This is a genomic window from Martelella sp. AD-3 (genome assembly GCF_001578105.1).
GTDB lineage: Bacteria > Pseudomonadota > Alphaproteobacteria > Rhizobiales > Rhizobiaceae > Martelella.
This window is the reverse complement of the sequence record NZ_CP014275.1, coordinates 2,467,351-2,488,866: the sequence shown is the minus strand read 5'-3', so window position 1 is coordinate 2,488,866 and position 21,516 is coordinate 2,467,351. Positions and strand designations below refer to the sequence as shown.

Here is a 21,516-nt window from a genome sequence, read left to right as displayed (position 1 = left end):
GCAGAGCAGTTCCGCCGCTCAGGGAACGCGAAAGCGCACTCTCTCTTTGTCTTGACGCATTTTCGCGGGCGTCAGATGTTTGCATCTGGCTGCGAAATCCCCTGTCGGCGGCTGCGGATCAGCGTCACCATGAAACGCCAGCTGACCTCGACCGCGCCGGCCTCGACAGCGATCGCGCGGCGCGTCATCGGCACATCGTAGTGTTCCTTGGCCGTTCCGGGATACTGAACCCAGCGGCGCTCCATGCCGATCAGTTCGGCCATGGCGTGCAGTTCCTCGCTGGTGTCGGCCAGCATGTGGCACATCATCATGCCCTTGAAGGGCCATTTCATATCGTCGACATAGACGGCCATGGCGGCTTTCGGGTGGCGTTGGCATTGAGCCGGTCGTGATAGCCGAAATCCGCCGCTTGTCAAACCAGGCGCCCCGATCAGGCCTGCCCTTCTTCTTCGTCCCTTGCCGGATTGAAGCTCTGCCGGACGTGCAGATGGCGGTGGGGTTCGGCCTGGCCTTCATGGGCGTGCATCGCGCCTCCGGTCGCTACCGGCACCACGGAGAGCGCGCCGTGGGCGATGCCGCGCTCGAGGAACAGTTTCTGCGCGGCAGCGCCCACCTCGCCGAGCTTGCCTCGCGTCACCTCGATCTCGAGCGCGGTCGAATGGTCGAGCGGGACGGAAACCGCGGCCACATGGCGGTCATGGGCGTCGAGCCGGCGTTTCGCGAGCCGGGTCGCGAGACTGCGCGCGGTCTGGTCCACCGTATAGGAGACGACGCCGATGCAATCGGCATCGTCCGGTCCGTTCTTGAGGTCCAGCATGGCGCGGCGGACGAGATCGCGAATGGCCTCGGAACGGTTCTGCGCGCCGCTTTCGTTCATATAGTGGTCCAGCGCGTCGGCGATGTCATCGGACAGGGTGATCGTGATGCGCTTCATGGGCCGCCTCCGTTTCCGTCTAGGGCGCTTCCGCTCTTCTTCGAATCGCGAAAGCTCTCTATCCCTTTGTTTTTGCGCGTTTCCGAACGGAAAACCGGTATCCGCTTTTCCTGGAACCGCTTTATTCAAGAGAATAGCAGCAACAGGCGCAAATCAAAAAGAAACGGCGTCGATCGGTGGCGTGAGGACCGTCCGCACCCGAAGGACTTCAAAAGGCCGGAAACATGTCCTGCCCGAGGCCGGGCCTTGCCGGCCGTGGTCGGGAAACGGCGTGCCGGGGCCGTCGGCAACCCGGAAGGGGCCTGCAGGGCAGACCCCTCCATATGCGCCGACGCGATCAGGCCTTGTCGACGGCGAAGCCGCTCAGCATGCGCCAGTCGGCGGGCAGCATCCGGCGCTCGCCCGTTACCTCGACCCGCGTCTTGAGCCTTACATCGCCGCTGGAGGCGCCGACCATCAGCGTGAAGAAGCCGGGTTCGACGATGCGGCAGCCCTCGTAGCCGGTGAAGTTCAGCATATCCGTCGGCACCTCGAAGGTCACACGGGCGCTTGCCCCGGGCTTGAGCGCAAGCTTGCCGAAGGCCTTCAGCTCCTTGACCGGACGCACCAGCGTGGCGATCTCGTCGCGGACATAGAGCTGCGGCACGGCGACGCCGTCACGGTCGCCGACATTCTTGACCATAAACGACAGATGCACGGTGCCCGTCTCGATATCGACGGTTTCGCTCTCCAGCCTCAAATCGGAAAATTCGAAATCGGTGTAGGAGAGGCCGTGGCCGAAGGGGTAACGGCTGCCGAAATGACGGGCGATCGGCGTGCCCGAGCTCTTGAAGCTGTGATTGTAGAAATAGGGCGCCGCGCCGACATTGTGCGGGATCGACAGCGTCAGGCGTCCCGACGGTTCCACCGCGCCGGTCAGCACGCTTGCCAGCGCCGTGCCGCCTTCCTGGCCGGAGAAGAAGGTCATCACCTGCGCCGCGATCTTCTCTTCCGCGCCGCCGAGATTGTAGGGCCGGCCGGAGGAGATGACGACGATGACCGGCTTGCCGGTCTCGATCACGGCATCGAGGAGCTTCTGCTGCACGCCGGGCAGTTCCAGCGTGTCGGCATCGGAGCCTTCGCCGACAGTGCCGGTCTGGAAGATGCCGGACAGGTCGCCGACGCAGACGATGGCGACATCGGCGTTCTTCGCCGCTTCCACCGCGCTCGGGATCATGTCCAGCCGGGAGGAGAGCGAGGAGGCCTGTTCCAGCGAGGTGCTGTCGTCAACATCGCCGGGGAAGACCGGGGCGCCCGCCTTGCGCTCGTCGAGAATGTTGCAGCCGCGGGCATAGATGACGTTTTCCGCGCCGAGCTTCGCCCTCAGACCGGCAAGCGGCGTGACGACGCTTTCGACCTCTTCCTGGGCCTCGTTGTGGATCAGATGAACCGGGAAGGCATAATCGCCGAGAAGGGCGAGCGGATCGTCCGCCGTCGGGCCGATGACGGCGACCTTCTTGCCGGGGCTAAGCGGCAGGATGCCGTTATTGTCGAGAATGGTGACGGATTCCTCCGCCGTCTGCCGTGCGACGTCGACGGCCTCCCTGCGCTGGAGCACGATCCTGCCATCGTCCGCATAGGGGTTTTCGAACAGTCCGAGACGGAATTTCTCGCGCAATACCCGGGCGGCGATTTCGTCGATCTTTGCTGGCGTGATCAGCCCGCGCGAAAGCGCCTCCTTCAGGTCCTTGGCGCAGTCGTCGCCGGGAAGCTCGACATCCAGACCGGCGTTGAAGGAGAGGGCGGCCGCTTCCGCGCGGTTCTCGGCAATGCCGTGATGCTGGTAGAGCAGGCTGACGCCGACATAATCTGCGACGACAAGGCCGTCAAAGCCCCAGTCCTCGCGCAGCACCCTGGTCATCAGGTGGTGCGAGGCATGCACCGGCTCGCCGTCGATATCATGGTAGGCGGGCATGACGGAGCCGGCATTGGCAAGCTTCACCGCCATTTCGAACGGCAGCATGAACATGTCGTTGAGTTCGCGCCAGCCCATATGCACGGGGGCGTGGTTGCGGCCGCCCTCGCTGGCGGAATGGCCGGCGTAATGCTTCAGCGTCGCCAGAACGCCGCGATCCTCGCCCTGCAGGCCTTTGACATAGGCCGTGGCGATGACGCCGGTGAGGTAGGGGTCTTCGCCGATGCTTTCCTCCGTGCGGCCCCAGCGGGCGTCGCGGGCGACATCGAGCACGGGGGCGAGCCCCTGGTGACAACCGATGGCGCGGGCTTCCCGGCCGATTTCCGCGCCCACCTTCTCGATCAGGTCCGGGTTGAACGTCGCGCCGAAGGAGAGCGAGGAGGGAAACAGCGTCGCGCCCTTGATCATCAGCCCGGAGAGGCATTCCTCATGCGACATGACCGGGATGCCGAGCCGTGTTTCCTCGACCATGAACTTCTGCAGCGCGTTCAGCGCGCGCACGCCCTCCGCAGCATCGATGCTGCGGGTGCCGAGAGGCCGGGTGACCTGTCCGAGACCGGAGGACAGCATGCTTTTGAGCGTCTCGGGATCGGAGGAACCGGTGAACTGGTCGGAGCGCGTCCGGTGGTTGCCGTCTTCTTCAAGGAAGAGCCAGACGGCATGCATCTGGCCGATTTTCTCCTCGATCGTCATGCGGGCGAGGAGATCCGCGACACGTGCCTCGATCGGCTGCGAGGGGTCTTTGTACAGGCAATTGCTTGCGACGGTGTTCATCATTCAAATTCCGTATTTCGTGTTCAGACAGCGTCGGTCGAGCCCAGTTCATGCGGGCCGGGCACGCTTGGCAGGTAGGCAAGCGCCTCGCCCTCGGCATCGAAAAGATGGCAGGCCGCCGGCTTGACGAAGAAGGCCATCGGCTTTTCCGGAACCTTCAGCACATCCTCGGCGACCTTGGCGATCATCGGCTTTTCCGTGCTCTCGTTGAGATAGAGATGGCTGTACTCGCCGAAATTCTCGACGGCGCGCACCTTGCGGCGGATCACCTGATCGCCGGCGTCGTCCTCGGCCGGATGCATGTGCTCGGGGCGGATGCCGAGCGTCAGTTCGGCGCCTTTCGAAAGGCCTTCTGTCGACACCGGCACGCGCAAGGTCTCGCCGGTCTCGAGCTTCACCCTGGCGCCGTCTTCATCGGCGCCTTCGAGCCTCACCTTGAGGAAATTCATCGACGGCGAGCCGAGAAAGCCTGCCGCAAAGAGATTGGCCGGGCGATGGTAGAGCTCGAGCGGCGCCCCGACCTGGGCGATGCTGCCTTTCCTGGCAACGTCCGGACCGGCGCGCAAGAGCACGATCCTGTCGGCAAGCGCCATGGCTTCCGTCTGGTCGTGGGTCACGTAGATCATGCTGGCTTCGGGATAGTCGCGGTGCAGATTGGCGATTTCGGAACGCATATGAACGCGCAGCGCCGCATCGAGGTTCGACAGCGGTTCGTCGAACAGGAAGACGGCGGGCTGGCGGACGATGGCGCGGCCGATGGCGACGCGCTGGCGCTGGCCGCCGGAAAGCTGCTTGGGGCGGCGGTCGAGCAGCGGCTCGATCTGCAGCATGCGGGCTGCCTCGTTGACGCGCCTTTCGATATCGGCCTTCGGCGTCTTCGCCTGTTTCAGCCCGAAGGCCATGTTCTCATAAACGCTCATATGCGGGTAGAGCGCGTAATTCTGGAACACCATCGCCACGCGGCGTTCCGCCGGCGGCACGTCGTTCATGATCTCGCCGCCGATTGCAAGATCGCCTTCGGTGATCTCCTCGATACCGGCGATCATGCGCAAAAGCGTGGACTTGCCGCAGCCTGACGGCCCGAGGAAGACGCAGAACTGGCCGTCTTCGATGTTGAGGTTGATGTCGTGCAGGACGGTGAGCTTGCCGAAGCGCTTTTCGACGTTTTCGAGAAGGATCTGTGTCATTGTTGGTACTCCGGTTCCATCAGCCCTTGAGCGAGCCGGCCATCATGCCGTTGACGATCTTTTCCTGGCCGATGGCGTAGACGATGATCAAGGGCAGGGCGGAAAGGGTGACGACGGCCATGATGGCGGGGACATTCGATGCGTACTGGCCCTGGAAGTCCCAGACCGCCAGCGGCAGCGTGCGTTTGTCGGTCGAGGACGTCAGCACATAGGCGAAGACGAACTCGTTCCACAGCATGATCCCGTTATAGATCGCGACCGTGGAAATGCCGGGACCGGCGAGCGGCAGGAAAATCTTCCAGTAGATCTTGAACGGGCCGCAGCCGTCGAGCATGGCGGCTTCCTCGAGCTCCTTCGGCACCTGGCGCATGAATTCCGTCAGGATGAACACGGAGATCGGCAGGCTGATGGCCACATAGGGGCCGATCAGGCCCGCCGGCGTGTCGTAGAGCCCCATGGAGCGGGTCATCAGGTAGACCGGCACCAGCGTGACGTGCAGCGGAACGATCATGCCAGCGACGATGAGGGCGAACAGGCTGTCGGAAAACTTGAATTTCAGCCGCGCCAGCGCATAGGCCGCCATCGAGGACAGCAGGATGATGATGACGACCGAGGTCGAGATCACGAACAGGCTGTTCCTCAGATAGATCAGGAAGGAACCCTCGAGCACCTCGATATAGTTGGAAAGGTTGAAGCTCTCCGGCAGCGCCCAGACCGGGTTGACGAAGGTTTCCTGCTGCGTCTTCAGGCTCATGAAGGCGACGAAGATGAAGGGGAGCGTGGTGACGGCCAGCCAGAAGGTGCCGAGCACCGGAATGGCGACGCGTCCGACCTTGAAGCCTTGTTTCTTTTTCATCGGATCAGACCTCCGTCTCGAACCGTTTGGACAGGCGGAAGGCGACTGCCGCGATCACGGTGATGATGATGAACATGGCGGCGGCGACCGTGGTGCCGTAACCGAGCTCGAAGGAGGCGAAGACCTGCTTGTACATATAGCTTGCCATCACCTGCGAGGCGTTTTCCGGCCCGCCCTCGGTCATGACGTAGATGAGGTCGAAATAGCGCATCGAGCCGATGGTCGCGAGCAGCACGGCGGTGCGGAACGTGCCCTGAAGATGCGGCAGTTTCAGACGCCAGAAGATGGTGGTCTGCGACGCGCCGTCGAGCCTTGCGGCCTCGGTGATCTCGCGCGGGAAGGAGGCGAGGCCGGCCAGGAACAGCACCATGTAGAAAGGAATGTTCTGCCACAAGACGACGGCGATGACGGAGCCCAGCGCATAGCGCGGATCGCCGAGCCAGTCATGCGCCCAGCCGTAAAGCCCCATGGCGTCGAGAATGGAATTGATCGGGCCGAAATTCGGGTCGTAGATGTTCTTGAACAACACGCCGAGCGCGACCGAGGACATCAGGAGCGGAATGAAATAGAGGATCTTGAGGATCCGCGAGCCCTTGCTGGCCTCGTCCAGAACGACCGCCAGAACCAGGGCGATCGGCAACTGGATGACGATCGAGAACAGCGCCAGCAGGATGTTGTTCCAGGCCGAATGCCAGAACACGCCGTCATGGAGAAGGCGGACCCAGTTGTCGAGGCCGACGAAAACGGCCGTATCGCCGAGCCCGTTCCAGTTGACGAAGGACAGCCGGAAGCTGGAGACGAGGGGGTAGAGCAGGTAGACGGCCAGAAAGATGACCGCCGGCGTCATGAAGACGAAGGGTGCCGCGCGCTGGGCCAGCACCCATTTCTTCCGCTGCCTTTGCCGGTCGGCAGCCGTCCGCGTTAGGGCCGTGGACATGTCTTATCCTTTCTCTCGCACGTTTCCCGGTCAATGCGGAAAATCGGCACAAGCAGCATGACGGCCGCCGCCGGTAGGGGCGGCGGCCGATGCGGGGCGCGTGCGGATCACGAACGCCTCGGGAGGTTTGGGAGATGGGCGCCGCGCAGGCCTTACTGCCGGGCCTCGGCCTGGGCCGCCTGTTCCATTTCGGCGGCTGCCTCTTCCGGCGTGATCGACAGGCCGAAGAGCTGCTGGACCGTGTCCTTGTGGACTTCACCAAGGGCCGGCGGCAGTTCCTGATCGTACCAAAGCTGAACGCTACCGGCCTCGCCGACGACTTCCAGAACCTTGTTCAGGAAGGGGTCCTCGGTGGTGATGCCCTTCAGCGGCATCACGCGCTGGTCGGCAAGGCGGGCGGCGGCCGCATCGTCATTGGTGAGGTAGGTCAGCAGTTCGAAGGCCTTGTCCTTATAGGGGCAGGCGGAGGCGATGCTGACATAATTGTCGCCGAGCGTGCCGATCACGTTGGACGGATCGCCCTTGCCATCGGGCACCGAGGGGAAGGTGAAGAAATCGACCTTTTCGGCGAATTCCGGATTCTCGTTGCGGATGGTGGCCATTTCCCAGCTGCCCATCAGCTCCATGGCGGCGCGATCGGCGTAAAGCAGGCGACGCGAACCGCCGACGTCATAGTCGAGACCGTTGTAGCCGCGGGCAAACGCGTCGGCCTCGACGAGCTCCTGAAGCCGCTCGCCGGCCTCGATGAAGACCGGATCCTCGAAGGAACCGCCTTCTTCACGCGCTGCCGCCTTGCGGAAGGCTTCCGGGCCGCCGATGCGGTCGGCCAGCAGAACGAAATACATCGAGCCGGGCCACTTGTTCTTGTTGGCAAGCGCGAAGGGGGCGATGTTGTTCTCGTTCAGGACGCTGATGACGTTCATCAGTTCGTCCCAGGTCTCCGGCGGCGTCAGGTCGAGCTCGTCGAAAATCTCGGTATTGTAGAAGATCACGGCCACGGCGGTGTTTTCAGCCGGCAGGCCGTAGATCTTGTCGTTGAAGGTCACCGGGCCGAAGCTTGCCGGCACGAAGCGGTCCTTGAATTCCGGGTTGGCGTCGAGATAGGGCGTCAGGTCGACGACCTGATCGGAATCGACATATTCCTTCAGCGGGCCGCCGCCCCAGGAGGCGAAGATGCAAGGGGGCTCGTTGGCGCCGAAAGCGATCTTCAGCTTGGTCTTGTAGGCGTCGTTGGCAAAGTGCGAATCCTCGACGACATAGCCGGGGTTGGCCTCCTCGAAACGGTCCATCGCGTCACGGACGATGCCGGCCGTGGTTGTGTCCGAACGCAGGTCCCAGGACGTGATCGTCTTGGTTTCCTGGGCCTGGGCCGCAAGCGGAACCAGAGCGGCAACGGCGGCAGACCCCAGAAGACGGGTGAAGGTTCTGGACGGTTTGAATTGCATTGTGTCCTCCCATGCAAGACAAGTTGTAAATCTTACGATATGAGGTACGTTACCGGTAACGATACGATGTGTCAATCAGGTTTCGCTATCTGTAAACAAGCGACGGTTTTCCGATGCGGAATCAGCCGCGCGAGCGAACGGAGCGAAGGGCCGATGGCACGGCTCGTGCGTTCGTGTCGCTATTGTGACGGAACTGTGCTAATCGAAACCTTTGCCCGGCCGAGCGCCGGGGAAAGCTGCAAGGGGAATAAGGCGTTGATCGTTCAGGTATCTTCAGCCGATGCCGCGCGCGCGACGCCGTTGAGGCGCGACTGAGGGCGCGACGGGGGATCGCATTTTGGCGGTGAAGAAGCGGGCGGCCACGCTGGCCGAAATTGCAAAAGTCGCGGGCGTCTCGCGGATGACGGCGTCGCGCGCGCTCAACAACCAGCCGGGCGTTTCGGCCGAGACGCGCGAGGATATCCTGCGCATCGCCGACGAGATGGGCTATTCGGTCAATCCCTTTGCCCAGAAGCTTTCCAATGGCCGCTCGCGAATCATCGGGGTGATGGCCGAACTCCATGCGCCCTTTACCAGCGACATCGTGCTCGGCATCAGCGGCGCGGCGAAAAGCGCCGGCTACGAGGCGCTCGTCTATTCGCTGCCCGACCGCGACAGCACCGCGCCGAGCAGCGTGGCAAGCCTCTTGCAGCAGATTGCCGGCGGCATCATCGCCATCCTGCCTTACGAGGCGAGCTATCTGGAGCAGATCGCCAGCGAAGCATTACCGGTGGTGACGATCGATACGCTTTATGACGATCCGCCCTTTCCCTCGGTCGACGGCGACAGCTATCAGGGCGCGCGGCTGGCCGTGCGCCACCTCGCCGATCTCGGCCATCGGCGCATCGGCTTCATTTCCGGCGACAACCGCCTGCGTTCCGCGCGCGAGCGTCTGGCGGGTTATCGCGATGCCGTTGCCCAGTTCGGCCTCGACCGCGATCCGGACCTCGTCGTCGATGGCGACTTCCTGCAAAAGAGCGGCTTCGATGCGGCAAAGCGGCTTCTGGCGTTGAAACACCGGCCGACGGCGATTTTCGCCGCCAACGACATCAGCGCGCTCGGCGCCAGCCAGGCGCTCAGGGAGAAGGGGTTGCGGATTCCCGAAGACATATCGCTGATCGGCTTCGACGATATCGCCATCGCCCAGCAGATGCATCCGCCGCTGACGACGATCCGCCAGCCGCTGCGCCAGATCGGCCGCTCGGCGATGAACACGCTTCTGGCCCGGATCGGCGGGCTCGATGCGCCGAGCAACCGGATCACGCTGCCGACCGAACTGATCGTCCGCCAGTCGACCGCCGCGCCGCGCCGGTAAGGCGCGGGCCGCTCCGGGGCTCGTCTTCGCTGCCTGAACGCGCGCCGTCCCGGACTGTGCAAATTGCCGCCGCCAAGCCGCCACACTATTGGTTTTTATTGAGAAAATCGCAGGAACAAATTGCCGGTTTTTTTGGTTCTTGAGTGACAGATGTCGGCTTTTGCCGGCAATGGCGGAAAACGAGACGAGGAAAAAAAACATGTCCAAGCTTGCCACATATTGGAGCATCCCCGTGCATGTGCTGACGGCGAATGGCGATGCCGTCACGATCGAAGGTCCCGAGGAGGCCGCGGATTTCCTGCGGGATCATTGCCACAAGAAGGAAGGCCGGCATTATCTGAGCGCCTCCGGCCTCTGCGCCGAAGCCGCCGCCCACAACGGCAAGCTGGAAGTTTCCCGCGAGGCCTTTATCTCGGCCATGCTGGAGGCGGGTCTCATGCAGCCGGCTCCGCGCGGCGGTGATGCGAAAGCAATGCGAACGACCGCGCCATCCGCCGGCAGTCTTGCCTGATTCTGCAGCGTCGAAGCCTTCATCGAACGCCCGCCGTCCAATGTTCAGGAGGGTGGGCCTCATTTTGCCTGTCCGGTCGCGGCCCGGAGTGCCGGAAACGGTTCTGCCTACCGCAGGATCTGGAAGAAGATCGCGGAAACGGCGGCAATACCTGTTGCCGTGACGAATACATTGCTGACGCGCCCCTTGTACCTGGCCATGGCGGGAACCCGGTGGATGGCGTACATGGGCAGCAAGAACAAGATCGCCGCAATCAGGGGCCCGATGAGCGTCTCGATAAGTCCGAGAATTGAGGGATTGACGATCGCAACGATCCAGACGCTCAGTATGAAGAACAGGACTATGAAAATATTGAGCTTCCTCGAATTTGTTTCGAAACCCATATTGCGGGCCTGCTGGTTTATGATGCCGCGCATTCCTTCCCGCGCGCCGAGATAGTGGCCGAAAAACGAGCTCACGAGTGCAGCGAAAGACACGACCGGCCCCAGAAACGAAATGACCGGATTGTCGAACGCGTTCGCGAAGAAGGAGAGGATCGAAATATTCTGTCTTTTCGCCTCGATGAACTGTTCCGGCGAAAGGCACATGATGCATGAAAAGACAAAGAACATGACGAACACCAGAAGCATGGACGCCGTGACCCTGAGAATGGAATCGCTTTTCCTGACGGCGTTCGAACCATGGTCGCGCCGTTGCAGCTGAGCAAAGCTGGATATTGCCGGGCTGTGATTGAAGGAAAAAACGAGCACCGGAAGCGTAAGCCAGATCGTAACGAGAAAGTCCTTCGCTGACGGAACTTCAAACACAACGGCATAATTCCACCTCGGAATAAGGTAGATGGAGAGGCCGAAGAGAATGACGATCAGCGGGTAGACAAGAAACTCCGTGACCTTCAGCATGACATTTTCGCCAGCCATCATCACGCTCATCATCAACAGAATAAGCGACAGGGACAGAAGCCAGCGGGGCGGGGGCTGAAGCTGCATCTGGTTGACGATGAAACTGTCGACCGTATTCGTGATGCCGACGCCGTAGATAAGCACGATCGGATATATCGCGAAGAAGTAGAGGACCGTTATCAGGTTGCCGGCAACCAGGCCGAAGTGCTCCTCGACAACATCCGTAATGTCGGACGTCGCGACGCGCGATGAAAGGACAAACCTGGCAAGGGCGCGGTGCGAAAGATAGACCATCGGTCCGATCAGGATCGTCACGGCGAGCAATGGCCAGAAACCCGATTGCCCGGCGGTGATCGGCAGGAACAGAATGCCTGCGCCCACCGCCGTTCCGAAAAGGCTGATGCACCAGAGCGTGTCCTTGTGTTCCCAGGAGACAGCTCCCGAGGGTGGGATCGGCTGTTCTTCCGTGCTCGGTTCGGCTTCGATGGTCATGGTCCGGGTCTCCTTTCGTCCGCGGCCTCTTCGACAGGTTGAATGAACCCGTGCGATCGGCCCTCTTCTGGTGGTTGACCCTGGTCGTTGCCCTCGGCTGTCGAAGATGATCCATGAGGTTCGCGACGGCCGAGAAAGGCGTCGTCACCGGAACAACAACAGCCGGCGGTATCGGGCTGGCTCACGTGAGATATTTCCGGCCAGCTCCTGTTTTTTTCGAACCGCCGGAGCCGCTTCTTCTCCAGATATGCGGCAAATCGAAGGCAACCGCGCAAGCCGGCCGACCGACGCAGCGCCCAGGCTTTCCGGTTCGTGCTTGTGGCGGACTGGATCGGGTCCGGCATTTCAGGCTCCTGCGGGCAGACGTCGCAAATGCATTCATAATTGCGGCCCCCGAGCCTGTCAAGACGTCGGGGCGAGCGCCGATGGCAGGGATGAAGAGACCCTGGACCCGTCATCGCAGCAAGCCGCAGGCGCCCGCCCTCGACGCGTTCGAAGGGCGGGCTTTTTCATGAGCGGTCAGGTCACGAGGCTCTGGCCGCCATCAACCCAGATCGGGGTTCCGGTAACATGGCTCGCCTTGTCTGAGGCGAGAAACGAGACGACGGCGGCAATATCCTCGGCCGAGCCGGCTTTGTCGTTCGTCAGCGGTATGTGTGCTTCTGCGCCAATGCCGCTTTTCTCGGCGTTGCGAATTTCGGTGTTGTCACCGATCTCCGTATCGATTGCGCCCGGACAGATGGCGTTGATGCGGATTCTCGCCTGGCCGAGTTCCGGCGCGAGTTGCTGAACCATTGCCAGTTGCGCGGCCTTGGTCGCCGAGTAGGCGGTGGCGCCGGGAGAGGTGAACTTGCGCGTGCCGTTGATCGAGGAAATGACGGTGATGGAGCCGCCGCCCGCCTTTTTGAGATAGGGAACCGTTGCCCGAATGGTCAGGAAGGTGCCCCGCAGGTTGACGGCGATCGTCTTGTCGAAATCGGCCGGGTCAAGCTCGTCGACGGGAGCCCAGACGCCGTTGATGCCGGCATTGGCGACCACCGCGTCGAGCCGGCCATGGGCGGAGACCAGCTCATCGAGCGCCGCGCTCAATTCTTCGGCGCTGGTCACGTCCGCCGAAAGCGAAAGCGCGGTGCCGCCTTCCGCCCTGATTGCGTCGACGGTTTCCTGGTTCTCCTCGGGCGTGTGCCCGAGAACGCCAATGGCCATGCCATCGGCCGCTAGGGCGAGTGCCGAAGCGCGGCCGATGCCGGACCCCGCGCCCGTCACGAGTGCCACCTTCTGTGTCATGTCTGTAACTCCGGATGATTGGACCGATGCCCGATCAACTGCCGGAGTGATGTTTTGGTTCCCGCCCGCGGGTCAGGATGCCGCGAGGCGGAGAAGCCTTTCAGCCCGTGCCGCGATGGCTTCGCCGTCGAGCGCGCGGCGGCGATATTCGCGGTTGTCCTGTTCCTTGCCCATGAAGACACGGGGATTTCGGAACCGCATCGGGCTCTCGCGGTAACCGGTCGCGCCGAAATGGAAGTCGATGGCGTCGGGTCTGACCGGTCCGTCAAACAGCAGGCGCGGGTCCGGATCGCCGCAGACCATGACGATGATGCGTCCGTCTGCGTGGCCGATCATGGCTTTGAGGACGCCAAGACCATCCTGCGCATTGCTGCACTGGCCGGAGGACAGTACCCGGTCGACACCGGCCGCAATCAGGTCGTCGATCGCTTCCTCTGGATCGCGGGTCATGTCGAAGGCGCGGTGGCAGGTGACGCCCATGGGACGGGCGGCCGCGACGGCCTTTTTCATGCGCGCGATATCGATGCGGCCATCCTCAGTGAGAAAGCCGATGACCACGCCATCGGCGCCTTCTGTCTTCGCCGCCGCGATATCCTCCAGGATCGCCTCGAATTCAGCCTCGGTGTAGAGAAAATCGCCGCCGCGCGGGCGGATGATGACGTAGACCGGTATCGAACACCGCGCCGTGGCAAGGCGGATCTGGGCAATGCTCGGGGTGATCCCGCCCTCCGAAAGCGCTGCGCAAAGCTCCACCCGGTCAGCGCCTGCCTGCTCCGCCGCAAGCGCTTCCTCAAACCCTTCGACGCAGATCTCGATCATGGCCATCGTCCGGGCCCCTCAGCAACAGCCGCAACGCGTGAGGAAGGGTTCCTCGAAGGGACGTCGCCCCACCTCCATTGCCGTGCCGCCGAGATAGCAGGCAACCGGCTGGAGGATGCGTTTGCCCGGCCGTTTCTCGCCGCGCACGTCGGAGAAGATGAAATCCGCCTCGCAATCATCGAGCACGGAGATATCGGCGGGCGCGCCGACGCCGAGATGGCCAAGGTCGGGCCGGCGGATCGAAAGAGCAGGGCGGCTCGTCGACATGCCGATCACGTCGGGGAGGGACAGGCCGCAATTATAGAGCTTGCTCATGACGTGAAGCAGATCATAGCCCGGTCCCTCGACGGCGACGACATGGACATCGGAGGAAATGATGTCCGGCAGAAAGTTCTGCCGGATCGCCGGTTCCGCCGTTTCGTAGGAAAATGCGCCCATGCCGTGGGCGATATCGAAGAGCACGCCGCGTTTGCGCGCGGCGGTGATTTCGGGGAGAATTTCACCGTCTTCGGTGAGCGCCGAATTGGGCGAGGGGCGGTAGCAATGGGTGAGGATGTCGCCGGGCCGGAGCATCGAGACGACATCGGCATAGCTTGGCGGCGGACCGCCGATATGGGTCATCAGCGGCAGGCCGACCTTGTCGGCGGCTTCCAGCGCCAGTTCCAGCGCGCCGAGCGCCAGTTCGCCGGTGGCCGGTCCGCCGATACGCACCTTGACGCCGATGATCCTGTCGCGGTTTGCCTCGATCTTGGCCACGCAACGGTCCACGGGGAGCATTTCGCGCAGCGTTGCCTCGCCGATGAACAGCCCCTTGTCGAAGCCGAAAATGCCGGGAAAGGAAATGTTGAGAAAGGCCAGGATGCGATAGGGGGAATTGGCCATCACATAGTCGCGGAACCCGTCATAATTGCCGGCACCCGCGCTGCCCGCATCCACCAGCGTCGTCATCGCCGAGCGGCGCGCGATCATGTCCGGATCGACGCTGAGCGAGGTTGCCTTGTGATAGACATGGGTGTGGAGATCGATCAGGCCGGGAGCGACGATCCTGCCTTTGACATCGTGAACCGATCTTGCGCCGGCGACGGGTATACCGGCTGCGACGGCGGCGATCTTGCCGTCGCTGATGGCCACGTCAAAAAAGCCGTCAAGGCCGTTTCGCTCATCGATCACGCGCCCGCCTTTCAGGATAAGGTCATAGGCGGCAGGCGCTGCGGATGCTGTCATTTCATGGGACTCCATATCGTGCCCGCCAATTGCTGGTGGCGGATCGTTCTTGTTCGTTCGTGGTGCTCGGATCCTATAGCGGCTTGTAGGCGACGGCCTCGATCTCGACGAGAATGTTGATCATCAGCTTCGCCTCGCTTGTGGTCCGCGCCGGGAACTTGCCGGGCGTGAAGAAGGCCGAATAGGCCTTGTTGAAGCGGCCAAAATCGCGGGCGTCATGCAGCCATGCGGTGGTCTTGCAGATATCGGACATTGCGCAGCCGGCAAGCCTCAGCGCCTTTTCGATGTTCTTCATCACCTGCGTCGTTTGCGCCTCGATGTCATGGGCAGCGATGGAGCCGTCATCCATGACCGGCACCTGGCCGGAGACGAACACGAAATCGCCGGCGCGGACGGCGGGGCTCAGGGGGGCGGCGCTCGGCGAGGTCTCGGGTGCGTGAAAATGTTCGATTGTGGACATCTTGTGTTTTCCTTTGTCTTTTGGGTCTCAACCCTTCACAGCGCCGCCGGAAAGCCCGGTGATCATATGGCGCTGCAGCCACATGAAGATGATGGCGACGGGAATGGTGGCAACGAAGGTGGCCGCCATCACATGATGCCATTCGACCTGGTAACGGCCGGAGGAGAGCGCCGCGATCTTGAGCGGCAGGGTGTAATGTTCGGAAGAGCGCAGGATGGCGAGCGCAAGCGCGTATTCGTTCCAGGCGCCGATGAAGGTGAAGATCGCCGTGACCGCAACGGCGGGGGCTGCCATGGGAACGAAGACCGTGCGGATGGCGTGGAAGGCGGACGCGCCCTCGAGCCAGGCGGCGTGTTCCAGTTCCGCCGGGATGGAGGCGAAATAGGAGCGCAGCATCCAGACGGCGAACGCGATGTGGAAGCAGCAGTAAAGGACGGAGAGCGCGACCAGCGAATCGAGTGCGCCGATGCCGACCACAAGCCGGAATAGCCCGATCACCAGCACGACCGGAGAAAACATCTGGGTGATCAGCAGGAAGGTCTGGAAGGCCGTCTTGCCCTTGAAGTCGAGCCTCACCATGGCATAGGCGGCGGGAACCGAAACGACGATCGTCAGCACGGTCGTCACGACGCCGACCACCAGCGAGTTCATCAGGGCCGTGCCGAAATCGACCGTCTGCCACATGTCCACAAAGTTTTCCCAGGCAAAACGGCTGGGGATCCATTGCGTGTCGCCGGACACCACCTCGTCGGCCGGCGTCAGAGCGGTGGAAATCATCACCGCAAAGGGGAAGAGATTGATCAGCAGCAGCGGCGAAAGGATGATCCAGTAGATCAGCGAGCGTCGTCTGTCAGGCATTGGCCGGATCCTTTGAAACAAGCCGCAGATAAAGCGCCGCGAAAGCCAGAAGGAAGACGAACATCAGGAGCGATACGACGGAAGCCTCGCCGAGCTTTCCGTATTTGAAGGCGATCTTGTAGAGATAGGTCACCAGAATGTCGGTGGAGTTCGCCGGCCCGCCCTCCGTCAGGATCCAGATGATCGGGAAAGAGTTGAAGACGTAGATCACGTTGAGCACGATCGCGATGTTCACGTAAGGCTGCATCATCGGCACGGTGATGGTCCTGAAGCAGTGCCAGTGGGAGGCGCCTTCCATGCGCGCGGCCTCGTAGAGGTCGCCCGGAAGCGAGGAGAGACCGCCGAGGAAGATCGTCGTCGTGAACGGGATCGAGACGATGATACCGATCAGGATCATGACGGTGAAGGCCGTCGAGCCGCTGGCAAGCCAGACGACGGGACCGTCGATGATGCCGAGCTGTTCCAGCAGGTGGTTGAGGTAGCCGGTCTCGCCGTTGAGCGCCCAGCGCCAGACCACGGTCAGCAGCGACAGCGATACCGACCAGGGCAGCATGATGATGACGCGGGCAATGGCGCGACCGTGGAACTTCTCGTTCAGGATCAGCGCGATCCCGGCGGCGCAGATCAGCGTTCCGCCGACCACAAGAAGCGTCCACCAGACCGAGCGGATGGCTGCCTCCTGAAACAGGGTATCGGAAAAGACCGCTTCGAAATTGGCGAAGTCATTGAGGCCGGTCACCTTGCCGAAGCGGGTGACCTTGCGCAGCGATGTCTGGATCAGTTCCCAGACCGGATAGATGATGATGAAGGCGGAGAGGACGAGGCCGGGCAGGATGAACAGCACCGGCACCATCCTTTTCCGCCAAGCCGCGAAAGGCCCGGCTTCATATTCGGCGGTGGCCGCAATGCCAGCGCCGTTCACCCTGTCCGGATTGGGGGCGGAGCGTTGTGAAGAACCTGGCATTGCAGGCCACCTTACTCGAGAATGTCGTTGACCCGGGTTTCGATATCGGCGAGCGCCGCATCCGGTTCCATCTGGCCGAGATAGGTTGCCTGAAGGTCGGTGATCGTGCTGTCGGCGATTTCCTCCCAGCCTGCGACGAGGGGCGCGAAGTGGGCGCCGGCGAGAAGATCGGTGAAGACCTTCAGATCTTCATTGTCGGCAAACATCGGCATGGCTGCCTCTTTCTTGTTCACCGGCAGGAAGCCTTCGGCCTCGTCGAACTTGACGCGCTGGTCGGTGGTGAACAGGAAGTCGAGGAAGGCCCAGGCCTCGTCCTTCACGTCGGAGTTCTCGAACATCACGATCGAGTCGGTGACGCCATAGGTGGCCGATGTCGTGCCGGCGGGAACCTTGGCGAGGCCGTAATCGAGATCCGGCGCCTGCTCCTTGAGCTGGTTGGAAAGGAACGGACCGGTGATAACCATGCCGAGCTTGCCCTGCTTGAACAGGTTCTCGATGTCGGCGCGCTGGTAATCGGTGACCCCCGGCTGGGTAAGCCCCTCGTTGATGAGCGTCATGTAGATCTCCATGGCCTTGGCGCCGGCCTCGGTGTTGACACCGGAAAGACCGTCCTCGGTCAGGATCGTGCCGCCATAGCTCCACATCGGGTAGTAGAAATAGACGTCCGTTTCCGTGCTCTTGCCCTGGATGCCGTAGGCAAAGACGCCATCCTTGCCGAGCGCCTTGATCGCTCTCGAGGCTTCGATTAGCTCGTCCCAGGTGGTCGGCGGCTCGGCGTAGCCGGCCTCTTCCAGCAGGCCCTTGTTGTAGAACATGGCGCGGGCGGAGGCGGCGATCGGCAGGCCGAACGTGGTGCCGTCGACGACCGAGGGCGTCAGGAAGGTTTCGAAGAACCGGCCCTTGAAGGCGTCGTCCATATAGTCGTCGAGCGGTTCGATCACCTCCTGCTCGGCATAATCGAGGATCCAGCGCGTGCCGATGACGGCGAGGTCGGCGTTCACGCCGCCGGAAATGTCGGTCACCAGTTTCTGCTGCAGGTTTGCCCAGGGCACCATTTCAAGTTCGATCGTGGTGTCGGGATTTTCCGCCATGAACGCGTCGGCCGCCTGCTGGAAATAGGGCATGGTCTTCGACGAATATTCCGGAATGGTGACCCGCACCGTATCGGCGGAAGCCGCGCCGGCGGAGATCATGGCAAGCGAGGATGCGGCAAGCGCAAGGCGCACTGCGCGCGGCAGTGCCTTTCTGGTCTGATGCATAATTGTTCTCCAGTTGGTCCCGGCTTTGCTGCCGGTGTTCCCCTACGATCGGAAGCGTATGCCGAAGTTTCCAAATGCGTCAATGCAAAAAATACAAACAAGTGCAAATTCCCATATTGCGCAAACTGAAGTGCCGTGTAAGCTTTTCTAAAAACAATTGACCGACCAGACGGGACAATAATGAAGAGACTGAAGACGGGAACAGAAAGACCGGACTATCGTGCCATGTTTGCCTATACATGGGACGTTGCGGACTGGAGCGACGACGCGTTTGTCGAGGAAATGCATCGGCTTGGCATGAATACGCTGACGCTCGCGGCCGCCTATCACGCAGGCAAGTTCACACGCCCCAAAGGCAAGGGATCGAAGATATTCTTTCCGCAGGACGGGCATGTTCATTTCCGCGCGCGGCGTGGGAGTTACGGCCGCATCGCCCCGGATACAGGCGATCTGGCGGGCGAGAATGACACATTCGAGCGGTTTTCGGCGCGTGGCGACATCGCGCTCAATGCCTGGACGGTGCTCCTGCACAACAGTCATCTCGGCATGAAATTCCCCGATTGCACGGTCGAGAATGCCTTTGGCGATCGCTATCCCTATGCGCTGTGTCCGTCTCATCCGGATGTCCGGGAATATGCCGTCAATCTGTGCCGCGAGATTGCCGAAAATCCGGGCGTCAGCGGGCTGTCGCTGGAGACGCCCGGCTTTCTGCCGTTCCGCCACGGCTATCATCACGAATTTGCATTGCTCGGGTCAATGCCGGGCACAGAAAACTACCTGGGGCTTTGTTTTTGCGCAAAATGCGCAAAAAATGCGCAAAGTGCTGATGTTGATTTCGACGGGCTTAAGGATCGTGTTCAAAGCCGTATCCGCCTTGCTCTGGAGGCGGATTACGAACCGGACCCGGATGCCAACCGGGCGCGTTTTGAGGGCGATCTCGTCACTGACCCGGATCTGTCAAACTTTCTGAAGATGCGCTGCGATGTCGTCACCGCGCTGGTGGGGGAGGTTCGCGCCGCCGTGCGCGGTGATGCCGCCCTCTACATCATCCCCTCGGTCAACCAGCCGCTCGGTCTTTCCTATCTGGAAGGGTCTGACCTTGCCGCGCTCTCGAAGGCGGCCGACGGGCTGGAGGTCTGTTTCTATCGACCGCCCCGGCAAACGGCGCTGACCGAATATGATGAAATCCGTCTGCGCTGCGGGCCTGAGGCTTCGATCCGCGCCGTGTTGCGCCCCGCCGCCCCCGATTATCTTGAGGAGGGCGGGTTTGCCGCAACCGTTGCCGCGCTGGCGCATGCCGGCGTCGATGGCTTTGGTTTCTACAATTACGGACATGTGCGTCGGAGCGGTCTCGAATGGGCCGGGCGTGCCATGAATGCCTATAAAAACGGGGAACTGACATGAAGAGACTGGAAGGGCGCGTCGCGCTCGTCACCGGCGGTGTCGGCGGTATCGGCACGGCCGTCGTCAAGGATTTTCTGGCCGAGGGCGCCAAGGTCATCATTGCCGATATCAAGCAGGATGCCGTCGATGAAGCTGTGGCGACCTATAAGGCCGAGGGCTTTTCCGTCGCCGGTGCCGCCGCCAGCATCACCGATATCGATGCGCTGCAGGCCGCCGTCGATGCCGGCGTGGCCGAACTCGGTCCGGTCGATATCGTGGTCGCCAATGCCAATACCGGCGGCGCCACGACCACGCTCGACAAGACCTCGCCCGAGCGTTTCCGCCAGGACGTCGCCGATAATCTCGCCGGCCAGTACAACACGGTGCGGGTCGTGATCGAGGGCATGAAGGCGAAGAAGCACGGCGCGATCGTCATCGTCGGCTCGGTCAACGGTCTCGCAACCTTCGGCCAGCCGGCCTACAGCGTCGCCAAGGCGGGCCTCGTCTCGCTTGCGCGGACGATGGCAACGGAATATGGCGCGCATAATATCCGCGCCAATATCGTCTGCCCCGGCACGGTGCAGACGCCCGCCTGGGACCATCGCATCGCCCGCAAGCCCGATGTACTGGACGGCCTGAAGAAGTGGTATCCGCTGCTCCGGGTCGCCCGGCCGGTGGATGTCGCCAAGGCGATCACCTTTCTGGCGTCCGACGATGCGGGATTCATCTCCGGCGTCACGCTGCCCGTCGATGGCGGGCTGATGGCCGGCAATCTTGCGATGTCGCGCGAACTGACCCTGGAGGACCAGTAGGATGGCCGATCTCGTCCTCAACCAGATCAACAAGCAGTATGGCGACAACCAGGTCCTGTTCGACATCGACCTCAGAATTCCCGATGGCGAGTTCGTCGTCCTCGTCGGGCCGTCCGGCTGCGGAAAGTCGACGCTTCTGCGCATGATCGCGGGGCTGGAGGACATCTCCTACGGCGATCTTCTGATCGGCGGGCACCGGTCCAACGGCGTGCCGCCGCAGCGGCGCAACATTGCCATGGTGTTCCAGTCCTATGCGCTATTCCCGCACATGACTGTGCGTGACAACATCGCCTACGGTCCGAAACTGCGCGGCGAAAAGCCGGACGAGATCGCCGCCAAGATCGAACGCGCCGCCGAGATCCTGAACCTTGAACCCTATCTGGAACGCTATCCGCGCCAGCTTTCCGGCGGTCAGCGCCAGCGCGTCGCCATGGGCCGCGCCGTGGTGCGCGAACCCTCGCTGTTTCTCTTCGACGAGCCGCTCTCCAACCTCGATGCCCAGTTGCGCGTGCAGATGCGCACAGAGATCAAGGCGCTGCACAAGAAGGTCGGCCGGACCTCGATCTATGTGACCCACGACCAGATCGAGGCGATGACGCTCGCCGACCGGATCGTGGTGATGAATGGCGGCCATATCGAGCAGATCGGCACGCCGCTTGAGCTTTACGACCGGCCGGAAACCCTGTTTGTCGCCAGCTTCATCGGTTCGCCGTCGATGAACCTGCTGGAGGCCACCGTGGCCTCGTCCGATGGCGGGCCCGTGGCTGTCCTCGACGACACGGTCTCCCTGCCGTTGCCGGAAACCGTCAATGCCGAGGTTGGCGAGACGATAAAGGTCGGCATCCGTCCGGAAAATGTGGAGCTTGCCGATTTTGGCGCGGGCCTGCCGCTGGTTGTCGACCTGATCGAGCAGACAGGGGCTGATACTTACGTCTACGGAAAGATCGCCGGTCAGGCGGTCGTTGCGCTTTTCCGCTGGCGTCTGGAGGCCGAATCCGGTTCAACGCTCTATGTCAAGCCGCAGGCTGGCAAGGAGCATTGTTTCGATTTGACCACCGGAAAGCGTATCTGATGGGCATGTGGCCCCAAGGGCCGAAAAAGGACTGA

The 21,516-nt window shown here is 62.1% G+C and carries 20 protein-coding genes; 5 read left to right on the top strand and 15 right to left on the bottom strand.

Translation table 11 applies throughout. The features are described 5' to 3' along the window. Window positions 1-71: 71 nt before the first annotated feature. The 7 genes from AZF01_RS11560 to AZF01_RS11530 all read right to left on the bottom strand — a co-directional run bounded on the left by AZF01_RS11560 (window position 72) and on the right by AZF01_RS11530 (window position 8,087). Complete coding sequence (locus AZF01_RS11560) at window positions 72-353, bottom strand: DUF4031 domain-containing protein (RefSeq protein WP_024707539.1); 282 nt, start codon at window positions 351-353, stop codon at window positions 72-74. Window positions 354-430: 77 nt separating this feature from the next. Beyond that, window positions 431-934, bottom strand: a complete 504-nt coding sequence (gene nikR / locus AZF01_RS11555; protein WP_024707538.1) for a nickel-responsive transcriptional regulator NikR — start codon at window positions 932-934, stop codon at window positions 431-433. Between the two features lie 337 nt (window positions 935-1,271). Then, entirely contained in the window at window positions 1,272-3,662 is a 2,391-nt protein-coding gene (locus AZF01_RS11550) for a glycoside hydrolase family 3 N-terminal domain-containing protein (RefSeq protein ID WP_036236726.1), read from the bottom strand. Window positions 3,663-3,685: 23 nt separating this feature from the next. Then, complete coding sequence (locus AZF01_RS11545) at window positions 3,686-4,849, bottom strand: ABC transporter ATP-binding protein (protein ID WP_024707536.1); 1,164 nt, start codon at window positions 4,847-4,849, stop codon at window positions 3,686-3,688. Window positions 4,850-4,868: 19 nt separating this feature from the next. Further along, entirely contained in the window at window positions 4,869-5,705 is an 837-nt protein-coding gene (locus AZF01_RS11540; protein ID WP_024707535.1) for a carbohydrate ABC transporter permease, read from the bottom strand. A 4-nt stretch (window positions 5,706-5,709) separates the two neighbouring features. Then, window positions 5,710-6,642 carry a carbohydrate ABC transporter permease gene (locus AZF01_RS11535; protein WP_024707534.1) on the bottom strand — a complete coding sequence of 311 codons (933 nt, stop codon included), beginning with the start codon at window positions 6,640-6,642 and terminating at the stop codon, window positions 5,710-5,712. A 152-nt stretch (window positions 6,643-6,794) separates the two neighbouring features. Next, a complete protein-coding gene (locus AZF01_RS11530) occupies window positions 6,795-8,087 on the bottom strand; it encodes an extracellular solute-binding protein (protein ID WP_024707533.1) in 1,293 nt (430 codons plus the stop codon). Window positions 8,088-8,430: 343 nt separating this feature from the next. On the opposite strand from AZF01_RS11530, the gene AZF01_RS11525 reads away from it, so the two are divergent. Both AZF01_RS11525 and AZF01_RS11520 read left to right on the top strand, forming a co-directional pair. Then, window positions 8,431-9,441: a LacI family DNA-binding transcriptional regulator gene (locus AZF01_RS11525; RefSeq protein WP_082781094.1), complete on the top strand. Its 1,011-nt coding sequence runs from the start codon at window positions 8,431-8,433 to the stop codon at window positions 9,439-9,441. A 199-nt stretch (window positions 9,442-9,640) separates the two neighbouring features. Beyond that, entirely contained in the window at window positions 9,641-9,952 is a 312-nt protein-coding gene (locus tag AZF01_RS11520; protein ID WP_197489598.1) for a DUF982 domain-containing protein, read from the top strand. Window positions 9,953-10,059: 107 nt separating this feature from the next. Here AZF01_RS11520 and AZF01_RS11515 read toward each other — a convergent pair whose 3' ends face one another. The 8 genes from AZF01_RS11515 to AZF01_RS11480 all read right to left on the bottom strand — a co-directional run bounded on the left by AZF01_RS11515 (window position 10,060) and on the right by AZF01_RS11480 (window position 18,214). Continuing rightward, window positions 10,060-11,343, bottom strand: a complete 1,284-nt coding sequence (locus AZF01_RS11515) for an aromatic amino acid transport family protein (protein ID WP_061449681.1) — start codon at window positions 11,341-11,343, stop codon at window positions 10,060-10,062. A 519-nt stretch (window positions 11,344-11,862) separates the two neighbouring features. After that, window positions 11,863-12,630 carry an SDR family NAD(P)-dependent oxidoreductase gene (locus tag AZF01_RS11510; RefSeq protein WP_024710176.1) on the bottom strand — a complete coding sequence of 256 codons (768 nt, stop codon included), beginning with the start codon at window positions 12,628-12,630 and terminating at the stop codon, window positions 11,863-11,865. A gap of 72 nt (window positions 12,631-12,702) precedes the next feature. After that, window positions 12,703-13,449, bottom strand: a complete 747-nt coding sequence (locus AZF01_RS11505) for a copper homeostasis protein CutC (RefSeq protein WP_244435627.1) — start codon at window positions 13,447-13,449, stop codon at window positions 12,703-12,705. An 18-nt stretch (window positions 13,450-13,467) separates the two neighbouring features. Further along, on the bottom strand, window positions 13,468-14,673 hold the full coding sequence (locus AZF01_RS11500; protein ID WP_036238531.1) for an amidohydrolase/deacetylase family metallohydrolase: 1,206 nt from the start codon (window positions 14,671-14,673) through the stop codon (window positions 13,468-13,470). A gap of 73 nt (window positions 14,674-14,746) precedes the next feature. Next, window positions 14,747-15,133: a RidA family protein gene (locus tag AZF01_RS11495; RefSeq protein ID WP_024710173.1), complete on the bottom strand. Its 387-nt coding sequence runs from the start codon at window positions 15,131-15,133 to the stop codon at window positions 14,747-14,749. A gap of 27 nt (window positions 15,134-15,160) precedes the next feature. Then, entirely contained in the window at window positions 15,161-15,991 is an 831-nt protein-coding gene (locus tag AZF01_RS11490; RefSeq protein WP_024710172.1) for a carbohydrate ABC transporter permease, read from the bottom strand. Continuing rightward, the gene (locus AZF01_RS11485; protein ID WP_036238529.1) at window positions 15,984-16,844 is read right to left on the bottom strand and encodes a carbohydrate ABC transporter permease; all 861 of its coding nucleotides are present in this window, start codon (window positions 16,842-16,844) and stop codon (window positions 15,984-15,986) included. The genes AZF01_RS11490 and AZF01_RS11485 overlap by 8 nt, the downstream gene beginning before the upstream one ends. 122 nt (window positions 16,845-16,966) lie before the next feature. Beyond that, window positions 16,967-18,214: a sugar ABC transporter substrate-binding protein gene (locus tag AZF01_RS11480; protein WP_024710170.1), complete on the bottom strand. Its 1,248-nt coding sequence runs from the start codon at window positions 18,212-18,214 to the stop codon at window positions 16,967-16,969. A gap of 180 nt (window positions 18,215-18,394) precedes the next feature. Here AZF01_RS11480 and AZF01_RS11475 point away from each other — a divergent pair, with 180 nt between their 5' ends. From AZF01_RS11475 to AZF01_RS11465, 3 genes are read left to right on the top strand one after another with little or no spacing between them, the layout of a single operon-like run. Beyond that, window positions 18,395-19,618, top strand: coding sequence for a hypothetical protein (locus tag AZF01_RS11475; RefSeq protein WP_024710169.1), 1,224 nt, complete (start codon window positions 18,395-18,397; stop codon window positions 19,616-19,618). Then, window positions 19,615-20,409, top strand: a complete 795-nt coding sequence (locus AZF01_RS11470) for an SDR family oxidoreductase (RefSeq protein ID WP_061449680.1) — start codon at window positions 19,615-19,617, stop codon at window positions 20,407-20,409. Before AZF01_RS11475 ends, AZF01_RS11470 begins: the two co-directional genes overlap by 4 nt. A 1-nt stretch (window position 20,410) precedes the next feature. Next, window positions 20,411-21,481 carry an ABC transporter ATP-binding protein gene (locus AZF01_RS11465; RefSeq protein WP_024708764.1) on the top strand — a complete coding sequence of 357 codons (1,071 nt, stop codon included), beginning with the start codon at window positions 20,411-20,413 and terminating at the stop codon, window positions 21,479-21,481. Window positions 21,482-21,516 lie beyond the last annotated feature (35 nt).